The organism is Microbacterium sp. NPDC077644 (genome assembly GCF_040702785.1).
Lineage (GTDB): Bacteria > Actinomycetota > Actinomycetes > Actinomycetales > Microbacteriaceae > Microbacterium.
In genome coordinates this window covers 97,553-110,570 of sequence record NZ_JBFBME010000003.1, presented here as the reverse complement: position 1 = coordinate 110,570, position 13,018 = coordinate 97,553, and the positions used below count along the sequence as shown (strand labels likewise).

Annotated in this window: 14 protein-coding genes; 8 read left to right on the top strand and 6 right to left on the bottom strand. The window is 68.5% G+C overall.

Annotated features, from left to right (window positions below; all coding sequences use genetic code 11):
- The first annotated feature begins 33 nt into the window (after positions 1-33).
- From AB0269_RS12550 to AB0269_RS12525, 6 genes are read left to right on the top strand one after another with little or no spacing between them, the layout of a single operon-like run.
- Complete coding sequence (locus tag AB0269_RS12550; protein WP_366211611.1) at positions 34-960, top strand: sugar ABC transporter permease; 927 nt, start codon at positions 34-36, stop codon at positions 958-960.
- Positions 957-1,838, top strand: coding sequence for a carbohydrate ABC transporter permease (locus AB0269_RS12545; protein WP_147039713.1), 882 nt, complete (start codon positions 957-959; stop codon positions 1,836-1,838). Before AB0269_RS12550 ends, AB0269_RS12545 begins: the two co-directional genes overlap by 4 nt.
- 3 nt (positions 1,839-1,841) lie before the next feature.
- Positions 1,842-2,999 (top strand): galactonate dehydratase, encoded by a 1,158-nt coding sequence (gene dgoD, locus AB0269_RS12540; RefSeq protein ID WP_366211610.1) that lies wholly within the window; start codon positions 1,842-1,844, stop codon positions 2,997-2,999.
- A gap of 37 nt (positions 3,000-3,036) precedes the next feature.
- Entirely contained in the window at positions 3,037-3,672 is a 636-nt protein-coding gene (locus AB0269_RS12535; RefSeq protein WP_366211609.1) for a bifunctional 4-hydroxy-2-oxoglutarate aldolase/2-dehydro-3-deoxy-phosphogluconate aldolase, read from the top strand.
- A complete protein-coding gene (locus AB0269_RS12530) occupies positions 3,672-4,685 on the top strand; it encodes an alcohol dehydrogenase catalytic domain-containing protein (protein WP_366211608.1) in 1,014 nt (337 codons plus the stop codon). Before AB0269_RS12535 ends, AB0269_RS12530 begins: the two co-directional genes overlap by 1 nt.
- Before the next feature lie 56 nt (positions 4,686-4,741).
- Complete coding sequence (locus AB0269_RS12525; RefSeq protein WP_366211607.1) at positions 4,742-6,004, top strand: FAD-binding oxidoreductase; 1,263 nt, start codon at positions 4,742-4,744, stop codon at positions 6,002-6,004.
- 81 nt (positions 6,005-6,085) lie between these two features.
- Here AB0269_RS12525 and gndA read toward each other — a convergent pair whose 3' ends face one another.
- Together gndA and AB0269_RS12515 are read right to left on the bottom strand one after the other, a co-directional pair.
- The gene (gndA, locus tag AB0269_RS12520) at positions 6,086-7,540 is read right to left on the bottom strand and encodes an NADP-dependent phosphogluconate dehydrogenase (protein WP_366211606.1); all 1,455 of its coding nucleotides are present in this window, start codon (positions 7,538-7,540) and stop codon (positions 6,086-6,088) included.
- Positions 7,541-7,646: 106 nt separating this feature from the next.
- The gene (locus AB0269_RS12515; RefSeq protein WP_366211605.1) at positions 7,647-7,772 is read right to left on the bottom strand and encodes a hypothetical protein; all 126 of its coding nucleotides are present in this window, start codon (positions 7,770-7,772) and stop codon (positions 7,647-7,649) included.
- A 237-nt stretch (positions 7,773-8,009) separates the two neighbouring features.
- Here AB0269_RS12515 and AB0269_RS12510 point away from each other — a divergent pair, with 237 nt between their 5' ends.
- Both AB0269_RS12510 and pth read left to right on the top strand, forming a co-directional pair.
- Positions 8,010-8,633, top strand: a complete 624-nt coding sequence (locus tag AB0269_RS12510) for a 50S ribosomal protein L25/general stress protein Ctc (protein WP_366211604.1) — start codon at positions 8,010-8,012, stop codon at positions 8,631-8,633.
- 87 nt (positions 8,634-8,720) lie between these two features.
- Positions 8,721-9,302, top strand: a complete 582-nt coding sequence (gene pth / locus AB0269_RS12505) for an aminoacyl-tRNA hydrolase (protein ID WP_175985525.1) — start codon at positions 8,721-8,723, stop codon at positions 9,300-9,302.
- A gap of 32 nt (positions 9,303-9,334) precedes the next feature.
- Here the strand turns inward: pth and AB0269_RS12500 are convergent, their stop codons facing one another.
- From AB0269_RS12500 to AB0269_RS12485, 4 genes are read right to left on the bottom strand one after another with little or no spacing between them, the layout of a single operon-like run.
- Entirely contained in the window at positions 9,335-9,937 is a 603-nt protein-coding gene (locus AB0269_RS12500) for a hypothetical protein (RefSeq protein ID WP_366211603.1), read from the bottom strand.
- Positions 9,938-9,971: 34 nt separating this feature from the next.
- Positions 9,972-10,976 carry a tryptophan--tRNA ligase gene (gene trpS, locus AB0269_RS12495; RefSeq protein ID WP_366211602.1) on the bottom strand — a complete coding sequence of 335 codons (1,005 nt, stop codon included), beginning with the start codon at positions 10,974-10,976 and terminating at the stop codon, positions 9,972-9,974.
- Positions 10,977-11,010: 34 nt separating this feature from the next.
- Complete coding sequence (locus AB0269_RS12490) at positions 11,011-11,850, bottom strand: exodeoxyribonuclease III (RefSeq protein ID WP_366211601.1); 840 nt, start codon at positions 11,848-11,850, stop codon at positions 11,011-11,013.
- Positions 11,851-11,859: 9 nt separating this feature from the next.
- On the bottom strand, positions 11,860-12,996 hold the full coding sequence (locus tag AB0269_RS12485; protein ID WP_366211600.1) for a YihY/virulence factor BrkB family protein: 1,137 nt from the start codon (positions 12,994-12,996) through the stop codon (positions 11,860-11,862).
- Positions 12,997-13,018: the final 22 nt, after the last annotated feature.

Genomic DNA, 13,018 nt, shown 5'->3' with positions numbered 1-13,018 from the left:
CGACGGCGGCGACCCCTCTCGAGGGAAGAACACATGACTGCAATCAAGGTCCCCGGCGAGCTCGGCACGAGCGAGCGCTTCAGCCGCTGGGCAGACCGGCACCGCAAATGGCTGTTCGCCGCACCGTCCATCGCCTTCACCGCACTGCTGCTGATCATCCCTCTCGCGTGGACGCTGTTCCTGAGCTTCACCGACGCCAGGCGATCGGTGCGGCGCGACTTCGGCTTCAACGGGGTGGAGAACTACGTCGAAGTGCTCACCGACACCGAGCGGTTCTGGCCGTCGGTCTGGCGTACGTTCGCGTTCACCGCCGGCGCGCTCACCTTCGAACTCATCCTCGGCATGGTGATCGCCCTGCTGCTGTGGAAGCCGTTCCGCGGTCAGGGAATCGTCCGCACGATCGTGCTGCTGCCGCTCGTGGCGACGCCGGTCGCCGTCGGAATGATGTGGCGCCTGCTGTTCGAGCCGAACATCGGCTTCATCAACGAGATGCTGTCCTGGGTCGGTATCCCGCCCCAGCCCTGGCTGGCAGACCCGTCCACGTCGCTGGCGACACTGACCTTCGTCGACATCTGGCAGTGGACGCCGATGGTGGCGCTGATCCTGCTGGCGGGTCTCACGAGCCTCTCAGAGGAGCCGCAGGAGGCGGCACGGGTCGACGGCGCGAACGGATGGCAGCGCTTCTGGTACATCACTGTGCCGCTGATGCGCCCGGTGATCATCGCCGCCGTGCTCCTGCGCGGCATCGACGCGCTGAAGACTTTCGACATCCTCTACGCGACCAAGGGCAAGGGCGGCGGGGCATTCCACGACGTCGAGACGCTGAACGTCTACGCCTACGGCCTGAGCTTCGACTACAACGAATACGGCCTCGCCTCGGCCGTGCTGATCCTCTTCTTCCTGATCATCCTCGCCGTGATCTGGGTCCTGCAGATGCAGAGAAAGGGCAAGGACTCATGACCGCCCTCGACACCCGTGCGACCGTCGCGCCGAAGCCCGCGCCCGTGACCCGCCGGAGGCGGAAGATCCGCTGGGGAACGGTCGGCCGGTTCGTCGGACTCGCGCTGATCGTGCTCGCCTTCCTCGGACCGATCGTCTGGATGGTGCTGGCCAGCTTCAAGCACAACGTGCAGATCCACGACGCCAGCAAGGCGTTCATCTTCGATCCCACGCTGACCAACTACGGCACGGTGTTCGACCCCCGCCGCGGGAACTACCTCGTCTACATCTGGAACTCATTCTTCGTCGCGTTCATGGCGACCGCTCTCTCGCTCGTGCTCGCGGTCCCCGCTGCGTACGCGATGAGCCGGTTCATCATGAACAAGTCCGCGATGGTGGTGCTGCTGGCCCGCATCATCCCGGGTGTGAGCCTGCTGGTGCCGTGGTATTTCATCTTCGCCCAGCTGAAGATGACCGGCGGATACCTTCCCCTCGTGCTCTCGCACATGTTCGTCTCACTGCCGCTGATCCTGTACATCATGATGTCGTTCTTCGATCAGATGCCCGAAGAACTCGAGGAGTCCGCGCAGGTGGACGGCCTGACCGCGATCGGGGCGTTCTTCCGGATCACGCTGCCGCTGTCGGTGCCCGGCATCGCGACGGCCACGATCTTGTCGTTCATCTTCTCGTGGAACAACTTCATGTTCGCGCTCGTGCTCTCCAGCGCCGCCACGAAGACCCTTCCGGTGGCGATCTTCGACTTCATCGGATACGCCTCGATCGACTGGGGCGCACTGATGGCGGCATCCGTCGTCGTCACGACACCGATCATGCTGATCGCGTTGTTCACGCAGCGGTACATCGTCTCCGGTCTGACCGCCGGTGCGACGAAAGGTTGAGCGGTGACAGCACGATCCGTGATCACGCGTGTCGAATCGTTCCCCGTCGCGCCGCGCTGGCTGTTCGTCCGGATCGAGACCGGCGACGGTCTCGTCGGGTGGGGAGAGGCGTCGCTCGAGGGCTACGCCGACGTCGTCAGGGCAGCCGTCGACCAGTTCGCCGACTACCTCGTCGGCCGCGACCCCGGACTGATCGAGGACCACTGGCAGGTTCTGACGAAGAGCCAGTTCTACCGCGGTGGCGCGGTTCTGGCGAGTGCCGTGTCGGGGATAGATCAGGCGCTGTGGGACCTCAAGGGCAAGCGTCTCGGGGTGCCGGTCCACGATCTGCTCGGCGGCGCAGTGCGCGACAGCATCAGGGCGTACGGCTGGGTCGGCGGTGACGACCCGGCAGAGGTGGCAGACCACATCTCGGAGCAGATCGAGACGGGGCTGTCGGCGGTCAAGATGAACGCATCGGGCCGGATGAGCCGCAACGGTTCGGTGGCGGAGCTCGACGGCGTCGTCGCAAGGGTCACCAGTGCCCGCGACGTCCTCGGCCCCGACCGTGACGTCGCCGTCGATCTGCACGGCCGGTTCACGATCGCGACCGCTCGACGGCTCGCGCCGATGCTCGAGCCGCTGCATCCGTTCTTCATCGAGGAGCCCGTCGTTCCCGAGAGCTCGCACATGATCGCGCGCGTGACGGATGCCACCAGCATCCCGATCGCGACGGGGGAGCGTCTCTACAACCGGCAGGAATTCCTGCCGGTGCTGCAAGCGGGTGTTGCGATCGTGCAGCCCGATCTGTCGCACGCCGGGGGGATCTCTGAGACGCGCAGGATCGCGGCGCTGGCCGAGACCTTCGACGCGCTGCTCGCCCCGCACTGCCCGCTGGGGCCGTTGGCGCTCGCCGCGTGTCTGCAGGTGGCGTTCTCGACGCCGAACCATCTCATCCAGGAGCAGTCCATCGGGATCCACTACAACACCGGGGCCGAGGTCCTGGACTACGTCGTGGACAAGGCGCCGCTGGCCTTCCAGGACGGCTGCTTCCCGCTGCTCACCGGTCCTGGACTCGGTATCGAGATCGACGAGAGAGCAGTGCGCGAGGCGGCTTCACGCTGGGAACGGTGGCAGAATCCGGTCTGGCGGCACGCTGACGGATCGTTCGCGGAATGGTGAGCATCGCGGAATGGTGAGTGGACAGAACATGGCGACAGTGGACAACGACACCCTGCGGGACCGCATCGGTACGGACCGTCTGATCGCGATCCTGCGCGGTACCGACATCGACGCCACCGTCGCCGCCGCCCTCACGCTCATCCGCGAGGGCGTCACGACGCTCGAGGTCACGTTGACGCTCGCCGAGGCTGAGGAGGCCATCGCCCAGATCGTGGCGGATGCGCCCGATCGCGCTCTCGTCGGCGCCGGTACCGTGCTCACCGCCGCCGATGTCGACCGCGCGGTCGACGCCGGAGCGCAGTTCATCGTGACCCCGACGCTGACGGCATCCGTCGAGCATGCCATCGGCCAGGGGATCGGGGTGCTTCCCGGCGTCTACACGCCCACCGAGATCCAGCGCGGGCTCGATCTCGGTGCGGCCGCTGTCAAACTGTTCCCTGCTTCTGCCCTCGGACCCGGATTCGTCCGGGCTGTCCGTGATCCATTCCCCGATGCTCGGATCATTCCCGTCGGCGGTGTCGGGATCGAGTCGATTCCGGACTTCCTCACGGCCGGCGCCTTCGGTTTCGGCGTCGGCGGTCCTCTGGTCGGGGACGCGGCGAGTCCCGGTGGCGACCTCGAGGCGCTGGCCGATCGCGCGGCGGCGTTCCGGACGGCGGTCAGGAGATCATGATGGCCGACGCCGCGACCATGCCCGCCGTCATCAAGACCGGCGACGGCGTCGAGGGAATCGAGATCGGCCGGGTGCCGGTTCCCGTCGCCCTGGCAGGTCAGGCAGTCGTGGACGTGCTCGCAACAGGGATCTGCGGCACGGACGTGCACATCGCGCACGACGAGTACGCGCACGAGCGGCCAGTGGTGATGGGCCATGAGGTGCTGGGCGTGGTCTCGTCCGTCGGCTCAGCGGACGACGCGACGTGGGTGGGCGCGACGGTAGCCGTCGAGACCTACTTCTCAGCATGCGAGAGCTGCGACATGTGCAGAGCGGGCAGACGCAATCTCTGCGCCGAGCGGCGGTCGATCGGTTCGTTCCGCGACGGCGGCTTCGCCACCCGGATGCTCGTGCCCGTCGCGAACCTGCACCGGATGCCGCCGACGCCCGGTGACCTCGACGGCGTGCTCAGCGAACCGCTGGCGTGCGTCACGCACTGCCTGCTGGATCCGCCCGTCGTGCAGCCGGGGGATCGCGTGCTCGTCACAGGACCAGGAGCGATGGGGCAGCTCGCGGCGCAGGTCGCGAAAGCGTGTGGCGGTCTCGTCACGCTCGCAGGCCTCCCGGCGGACGACGCTCGTCTCGAGGTCGCCGCCGGCCTCGGCATCCGAACGACCGCCGAGCGCCCCGCTGAGGACGCGTACGACGTCGTGATCGAGTGCTCGGGATCGGCGCCGGGCGCGGCGGCGGCCATGCGATCGGCCCGGCGTGGTGCGCGCTACGTCCAGGTCGGGATCTTCGGGCGCGATGTGAGCCTGGCGTTCGACACGGTGCTCTACAAGGAGTTGACGGTGACGAGCGGCTTCGCGTCGACGCCGACGTCCTGGCGCGCGGCCATGCGGCTCATCGCAGCGGGAGACGTCGTCCTGACACCGCTCATCACGAAGCGTGTCCGTCTGGACGAGTTCTTCGAAGCGCTGGATGCCGCAGCGCGCGGCGAGGGGCTGAAGACGGTCGTGACCCCCGGCGGTTGATCCGCCGAGAGTGAACACGGAAGCGGATGTCCGCGGCGCGGTCTAGCGTTCTCCGCATGAGCGATGACCGCCTGAGCGAAACACTCACGACACGCCCCGCCACCGCCGCCGAGGTCGCCGGCCTCGTCCGGCGCGCACAACAGGACTCGCTGCCCATCACTGTCGTCGCGGGCGGGCACGGACCCTGGTCGCACTCGCCGTCGCCGGGCATGCGCATCGAGCTCACGGAAATCGCGGGCATCGAGATCGACGGCCTCGCGCTCGACGGCGAGGACGCCGTGGTCCATATCGGCGGCGGAGCCGTATGGGGCGACGTGGCCGCGCGGCTCGGCGCGGACGGACTGGCGATCAGCTCGGGAGACACAGCAACGGTCGGAGTCGGCGGCCTCACCCTCGGCGGCGGAATCGGCTGGATGGTCCGCGCCTGGGGCCTCGCCGCGGATCAGCTGATCGGCGCGCAGATCGTCACCGCCGCCGGAGAGCTCGTCGAGACCTCGGCCGACGAGCATCCTGACCTCTTCTGGGCGCTTCGAGGGGGAGGGGGCAACTTCGGGATCGTCACCCGCTTCGACTTCCGCGCGCACCCGGTCTCGGGCATCGCGTTCGGCGATCACGTCATCTCGACGGATGCGACGCGGGTGCTCCGCGCGACGCGCGACCTGATGAGGGAGGCTCCGCGCGAGGTGACCGTGACATACATGGACGTGCCCCCGATGGACCCGAGCGCGCCCGCCGGGGCGCGCCTGAGCGCGGTGTGGGCCGAGAACGACATCGACGCGCTCCGGTCGGTCATGGCGCCGATCGCCGCACTCGACGGGGTGGAGGCCGAGTACACGACACCCGCGTACCGCGACATCCTGCTCCAGATGCCAGAACCCGCCGAGGGTGCCGAGCCGCCCGGGTTCATCGGCGGCAACGGACTGTTCGCCGAACTCGACGACGACCTCATCGACCGGCTCGTCGCCTTCCGCGCCGCCTACCCGGCATCCGTCGTGTTCCTACGCTCACTCGGAGGGGCCTACGGCGACGTGGGACAGGCCGAGACGGCGTTCCCCGCGCGGACCGCGACGTGGTTCGTCATGGCCGGAGGATTCGACATCCCGGGACTCGTCGACGACGAGACGCGCGAGCGCATTCGCGACGATTGGCGGGCGATCGAGACCGGGCGGCTCGCCGAGTACGGCAACTTCGCCGACACCGAGAGGCCGGATGCCGTCCCCGGCATGTTCCGGGCCGAGGCCTTCGAACGCCTGCGCGAGATCAAGCGCGCGTGGGACCCGCAGAACGTCTTCGCCCGCAACCACAACATCGCGCCCTGACACGCTCATGAAAGAAGAGTTTCCCGCCTCCGAGACAGATCGGAGGCGGGAAACTCTTCTTTCAGCGCTGGTGCTGCGCGGTCAGTGCGTGTCTTCCGCTTCGATCTCGGTGCGGTCGCCGGACCACTGCGTGTGGAAGGTGCCGTCCTTGTCGACGCGCTTGTAGGTGTGGGCGCCGAAGAAGTCGCGCTGGCCCTGGACGAGGGCTGCGGGGAGGCGGTCGGCGCGGATGCCGTCGTAGTACGACAGCGAGGAGCTGAAGGCGGGTGCGGGGATGCCGGAGGTCGCGGCCGCGATGACGACGCGGCGCCAGGCGGCCTGTCCGCGGGTGAGCGCTTCGGCGAAGTACGGGGCGGTCATGAGGACCGGCAGGTCCGGGGCCTCGTTGTACGCGTCGGCGATGCGGTTGAGGAACTGGGCGCGGATGATGCAGCCGCCGCGCCAGATCTTCGACACGGCGCCGAGGTCGATGTTCCACCCGTACTCGGCGGCACCGGCGCGGATCTCGTCGAATCCCTGCGAGTAGGCGACGATCTTCGACGCGTACAGGGCCAGGCGCACGTCCTCGATGAATGCGTCGACGTCCTCGGCGGGGACGGCGAAGTCGCCCTCGGGGCCGGGGAGGATGGAGGCTGCGGCGCGCTGCTCGGGGTGCGAGGACAGCGACCGGGCGAACGTCGCCTCGGCGATCCCGGAGACGGGCACCCCGAGGGAGAGCGCGGTCTGCACGGTCCAGGCTCCGGTGCCCTTGGCGCCGGCCTGGTCGACGATGACGTCGACGAGGGGCTGACCGGTGGCGGCGTCGACCTGGCGGAGCACCTCGGCGGTGATCTCGATCAGGTACGACTCGAGCTCGCCGGTGTTCCACTCGGCGAAGATGTCGGCGATCTGCGCGGGGGTCTTGCCGGTGCCGCGGCGGATCAGGTCGTACGCCTCGGCGATGAGCTGCATGTCGGCGTACTCGATGCCGTTGTGAACCATCTTCACGAAATGTCCGGCACCGTCGTGGCCGATGTGCGTGACGCACGGCTCGCCCTCGGCGACTGCGGCGATGGAACGCAGGATCGGTCCGAGTGTGACCCAGGACTCATCCGACCCGCCGGGCATGATGGACGGCCCGGTCAGCGCGCCCTCCTCGCCGCCGGAGATCCCGGCGCCGACGAAGTTGATCCCGGTCTCGCGGACGGCCTTCTCGCGGCGGATCGTGTCGGGGAAGTACGCGTTGCCGCCGTCGACGATGATGTCGCCCGGCTCGAACACGCGCACGAGCTCGTCGATGACCGCGTCCGTGCCGGCACCGGCCTTGACCATGATGATCGCGGTTCGCGGCTTCTGCAGCGACGCGGCGAACTCCTCGTAGTCGAATGCGGGCACGAACCCCGCCTCCGGGTGCGCCGCCACCAACTCATCCGTCTTCGACCGCGACCGGTTGAACACGGCGACCGTGTTCCCCTCACGCGACGCGAGATTCCGCGCCAGATTCGAACCCATCACCGCAAGTCCGACAACTCCGATGTTCGCTGATGCTTCGGGCACAGATACTCCTCGATCGTGAAGCCAGGGGGATGGACTTCAGCGTATCGCTGTGCGCGAGGGGGCGCCGCATCCGTGACGTCGAATGCCGGGAGTTGCCGCAGCGGGGTCAGTCCTTGCGGTAGCCGGAGCGGCCCATCGAGAAGAGGGCGCCGACGGTGAAGACGGTCGCGCACACGGCCATGGCGCCGATCAGCCATGCGATGGCGTGGGAGAGGAATGCGCCGTCGATCATGCCGGACTCCTGTTTCTTCGTGGTGGGTTCTGAGGGCGTCAGAGGTCTGTGTTTCAGCCTATCGGGTCTTCGGGTACGATAGATGAGTTCCTCGGCGAGGGATGCTTCGCGTGCGCAGCATCCGTAATCGACGCGGCGAATCCAGCCTCGTGGCTCTTTCGCACGTCTGCGTCCGGGAAGCCGATCACAAGACCACCACGCGGCGAGCAGTTCGCCGCGTGCCCCGAAGGAGAACCCATGTCTGAGGACACCAAGGTCCACGCCGAGGTCCGCGAGCAGTTCGGCAAGGGCTTCGCCCGCCGCCTCCGCGCCGCCGGCAAGATCCCCGCCGTCATCTACGGCCACGGCACCGAGCCCGTCCACGTCGCCCTCCCGGGCCACCAGGTCTCGCTCATCATCCGCCGCGCCAACGCGCTCCTCGAGCTCGACATCGAGGGCAAGGACCAGCTCGCCCTGGTCAAGGACGTCCAGAAGGACCCGGTGCACCAGATCATCGAGCACATCGACCTCCTCGTCGTGAAGAAGGGCGAGAAGATCCAGGTCGACGTCCCCGTCGTCGTCACCGGCGAGCCCTTCGCCGGCACCGTCGCCAACCTCGACGCCACCTCGATCGCCGTCGAGGTCGAGGCGACCCACATCCCCGAGCACGTCGAGGTCTCCGTCGAGGGTCTGGAAGAGGGCGCGCAGATCACCGCCGCCGACGTCAAGCTGCCCAAGGGCGCGACTCTCCTCGCCGACCCCGAGACGCTCATCGTCGCGGTCTACGTTCCGACCGAGGAGCCGGAGGCCGAGGAGGGCGAAGAGGCCCCTGAGGCCGAGGCCCCCGCGGAAGCCGCTGCCGAAGAGGACGCTGCAGAGTAAGACATCTGCTTCCACGAAGGGGACGCGAGCTGATCGCGTCCCCTTCGTCGTATTCTGACGACCGGATGGACGAGAGATGAGAGACGCATGGCCGACACCTGGCTGATCGTCGGACTGGGCAATCCCGGTCCGCGGTACGAGGCGACCCGGCACAACGTCGGGCAGATGGTGGTCGATGAGCTCGCCGGTCGGCGCGGCGAGAGCTTCCGCGAGCACAAGGGCGGCGCTCGTGTCGTCGAGACGTGGTTGCGCCCCGGTGCGGACAAGATCGTGCTGGCCAAGCCCAACTCGTTCATGAACGTCTCGGGCACCCCGGTGGCGGCCCTCGCACGCTTCTACTCGGTGCCTCCCGAGCGCACCGTGATCGTGCACGACGAGCTCGACATCCCCTTCGACGCCCTCAAGCTCAAGACCGGCGGCGGGCACGGAGGGCACAACGGCGTTCGCGATGTCGCGCGTGCCATCGGGACGGCGGACTTCCCGCGGGTGCGCGTCGGCATCGGGCGCCCGCCGGGACGGCAGGACCCAGCCGACTGGGTGCTCTCGCCGTTCGGCAAGACGGAGCGCGAGACGCTCCCGATCCTCGTGTCCGATGCCGCGGATGCGGTCGAGCTCCTTGTCGCGGAGGGCCTGCTGGCGGCCCAGCAGAAGCACCACGCACCGCGGTGACCGGCGCGCCGCGAACAGGTGCCGGTCGTGCGTCAGGCTCCGTAGAACGAGACCGCACCCGCACCCGCGCCGGCACCGAGGGTCACACCGAGCACAACGAAGAAGATCACCGGTCCGAGAACGGCGAGGATCAGGGCCACGACGCCCCATACGCGACCCGCTCGCTTCACGATGGCCATGATGCCGAGGACGATCGCGGCGATGCCGCCGAGAGTGCCGGCCCAGAAGCCGATCTCTCCGATGAGCACCTGGTCGCGCACGGGGGACAGGAACGAGAGATCGGAGGTCGCCGGATCGATGTACTGGGTGACGGTCGGCAGCTGGAACCCGATCTGGTACCCGGCGATGCCCGCGATGATCGGCGCGACGACGGCAGCGATGACGGACAGCACGAACGCCACGATGCCCAGGACCGCCGATCGGGGTTGCGCGGGGGCCGGCGCCTGGTAGCCGCCTGCCGGTGCGGCGTAACCGCCCACGGGTGCCGCGTACGCGCCGGGCGGCGTCTGGTACGACGGCGGATTCTGGTACGACGGCGCGGCCTGTGACGGGGGAGTGCCGTACGGAGACGGCGGACTCGGAATCGGCGGGACCGATCCGTGCGGGGTGGTCGGAGGAAGCTGCGGGTCGGTCACGCACCCATCCTAGGATGCGCGACCGACCCGATCGTCACACGCGGCGCAGCAGGCCGACCTTCTCGTAGACGTCGGCGAGCGTGGCATCGGCCACGGCATCGGCGCGTTCGGCGTTGGCGGCGAGGATGCGGTCGAGTTCTGCCGGGTCGTCGAGCAGCTCGAGCGCACGCGAGCGCACCGGCTCGAACTCCGAGACCACGACCTCGGCGAGGCCCTTCTTGAAGTCTCCGTACCCGCGGCCGGCGTACTCGTCCTCGATCGCGGCGACCTGACGGCCGCTGAGGGCCGCGTAGATCGTCAGCAGGTTCGAGACACCGGGCTTGTTCTCCCGGTCGAAGCGCACGGAGCCCTCGTTGTCGGTGACGGCCCGCATGATCTTCTTCGCGGACTTCGCCGGGTCGTCCAGCATCCACAGCACGCCCGCGTCCGTCTCGGCCGACTTCGACATCTTCGAGGTCGGATTCTGCAGGTCGTAGATGCGCGCGGTGTCCTTCTGGATGACCGGCATCGGCACGACGAACGTCTGGCCGAAGCGCGCGTTGAACCGCTCCGCGAGATCGCGCGTGAGTTCGACGTGCTGCTTCTGGTCATCGCCGACGGGAACGACGTCGCTCTGGTACAGCAGGATGTCGGCCGCCATCAGGACCGGATAGGTGAACAGGCCGACGCTCGTGCCGTCCTGCCCGTAGCGGCTGGACTTGTCCTTGAACTGCGTCATGCGCCCGGCCTCGCCGAAGCCCGTGATCGTCGAGAGGATCCAGGCGAGCTCGGCGTGCGCGCGTACGTGCGACTGCACGTACAGCGTCGACTTCGACGGCTCGATGCCTGCGGCGATGTACTGCGCGGCAGTGCGCCGCGTCTTCTCGCGCAAAGACGCCGGGTCCTGTGCGACCGTCAGCGCGTGCAGGTCGACGACCGAGAAGAACGCATCGTAGGACGCCTGCAGATCGCGCCACTGCAGAAGAGCACCGATGTAGTTGCCGATCTGAAGCGAGTCGGCGGATGGCTGCATTCCTGAGTAGAGACGAGGCTTGGTCACGGATCAATCCTATGGTGCTGGGGCGACCGCCCTGTCAGTACGAGTAGTCGACGACCACCGGCGCATGATCGCTCCACCGCTCGGCATAGGCGGCGGCGCGTGCCACCCGGTAGTCCTGCACGCGCTCGGCGAGCGCCGGGGTCGCCAGGTGATAGTCGATGCGCCAGCCGGAGTCGTTGTCGAACGCCTGCCCGCGCATGGACCACCACGTGTACGGACCGTCGACCTCGCCGTGGAAACGGCGCCCGACGTCGACCCATCCCAGCCCCGTGCCGACCGTGCCGTCGACGCCGGTCACCTCGGCGCCGGCATCCCCGACGAACCGGTCGAAGTACGCCCGCTCGCGGGGGAGGAAGCCCGCCTTCTTGCGGTTGCCGCGCCAGTTCTTGATGTCGAGTTCGCGGTGACCGACGTTCAGGTCGCCCGTGACGAGCGCGAGCGCGTCACCCTGCCCGAGGTCGGCGAGGCGCGCACCGAACGCGTCGAGGAACTTCCACTTCTCGTCCTGCTTGGGAGTGTCGGCCTCGCCGCTGTGCACATAGGCGCTGACGACGGTGAGCGGGCGGTCGCCGATGAGGAAGTCGCCCTCGATCCAACGGCCCTTCGAATCGAAGTCCTCGGGCCCGAACGCGGTGCGCGACGCGAGCGCGGGGGCGCGGCTGGCGATCGCGACGCCGGCGCGGCCCTTGGCCGTCGCCTCGTCGTGGACGATCGACCAGCCGGGGAGCGCCGCCTCGAGGTGCTCGTCCTGACCGCGCACCTCCTGCAGGGTCAGGATGTCGACATCGGCAGCGTCGAGCCACCCGCTCATGCCGTTGCGGGCCGCGGCCCTGATCCCGTTGACGTTGACCGAGGCGATACGCAGATGAGGCATGGATTCAGCCTAACGAGGGCCGGTGACATCCTCCGCCTCGGCGCCCTCGATGGCGATGGCGAGAGCATCCTGCGCGCGCCGCACCGCACGCCCGGCCCAGAGCCTGCGGTACCAGGGCGCGTCCTCGTACGCGTCGCGAGCGCGCCGCAGATGCACGCGCGCCGCGAGCACCAGCGCCTCCTGCTCTGCCAGCCGGGCGGCCTGCTCGTCCTCGAGCTCCAGAGGATGGTCGTTGTCGGCCGCGGTGACCGCGATCCAGGATGCCGCCACGAGCACCACGCTCGCGAGCAGGCGGCACCACAGGAGGAGCCCGATGATCACGGCGAAGGACGCGAGCAGGGGGTTGCTGGGCACGCGGGTGAGCAGGAAGCCCGCGATGAGCTGGAGGACCACCATCGCCCCGCCGCCCAGCAGCGACGCCGGCCAGATGAACCGCCACCGCAGGTCGGCGCCGACGAGGAAGCGGACGAGGGCCGCCAGGGCGCCGGCATCCACGATGAAGGCGCTGGCCATCCACAGCACGCGCGCCATACCCGACAGCACCCACGAATCGCCCCAGCCGAACAGGTCGAACAGCCACTCCAGCGCCCAGACGCTCAGCACGCTCAGCGCCGCGCCGAGCAGCAGCGCGAGGCCGAACAGCACGCCGGCGAGCAGATCGCGCAGTTTGAGCAGCCAATAGGAGCGGGTGTCGAACGGCAGACCGAAGATGTCTCGGATCGCCCGGCGTGTGAAGGTCACCGCCGCGATGGCAGTCCAGGCGGCGAAGCCCACGGCCACGGCGCCCGTGATACCCAGCAGGCTCGTGCTGCCCTGGGCGATCTCGACGACGTCGTCGCGGCCGATGAGACCGGGGTCGCCGATGAGCCCTGGCAGATAGCTGTTGGCGAGATCGATGAGCGCTTCGATCGCGCGCGGGCTGGCGCCGAGCCAGATCCCCACACCGGCGAAGCTGACGTAGATGACCGCGAACAGCGAGAACAGGACGTAGTAGCTCATCCCCGCCGAGAGCAGGAAGCCGTTGCCGCGCAGGAACCCGCGCCAGACGCGTACGGGGAACGCCGCGAGCGTGCGATCCTTCAGCTCTGCGGCGCGTTCGAGGGGTCCTTCGAAGCGCTCACGCAGCGGGACTCGGTCCTCCGACATGCACTCACCCTATCCAGGGGAG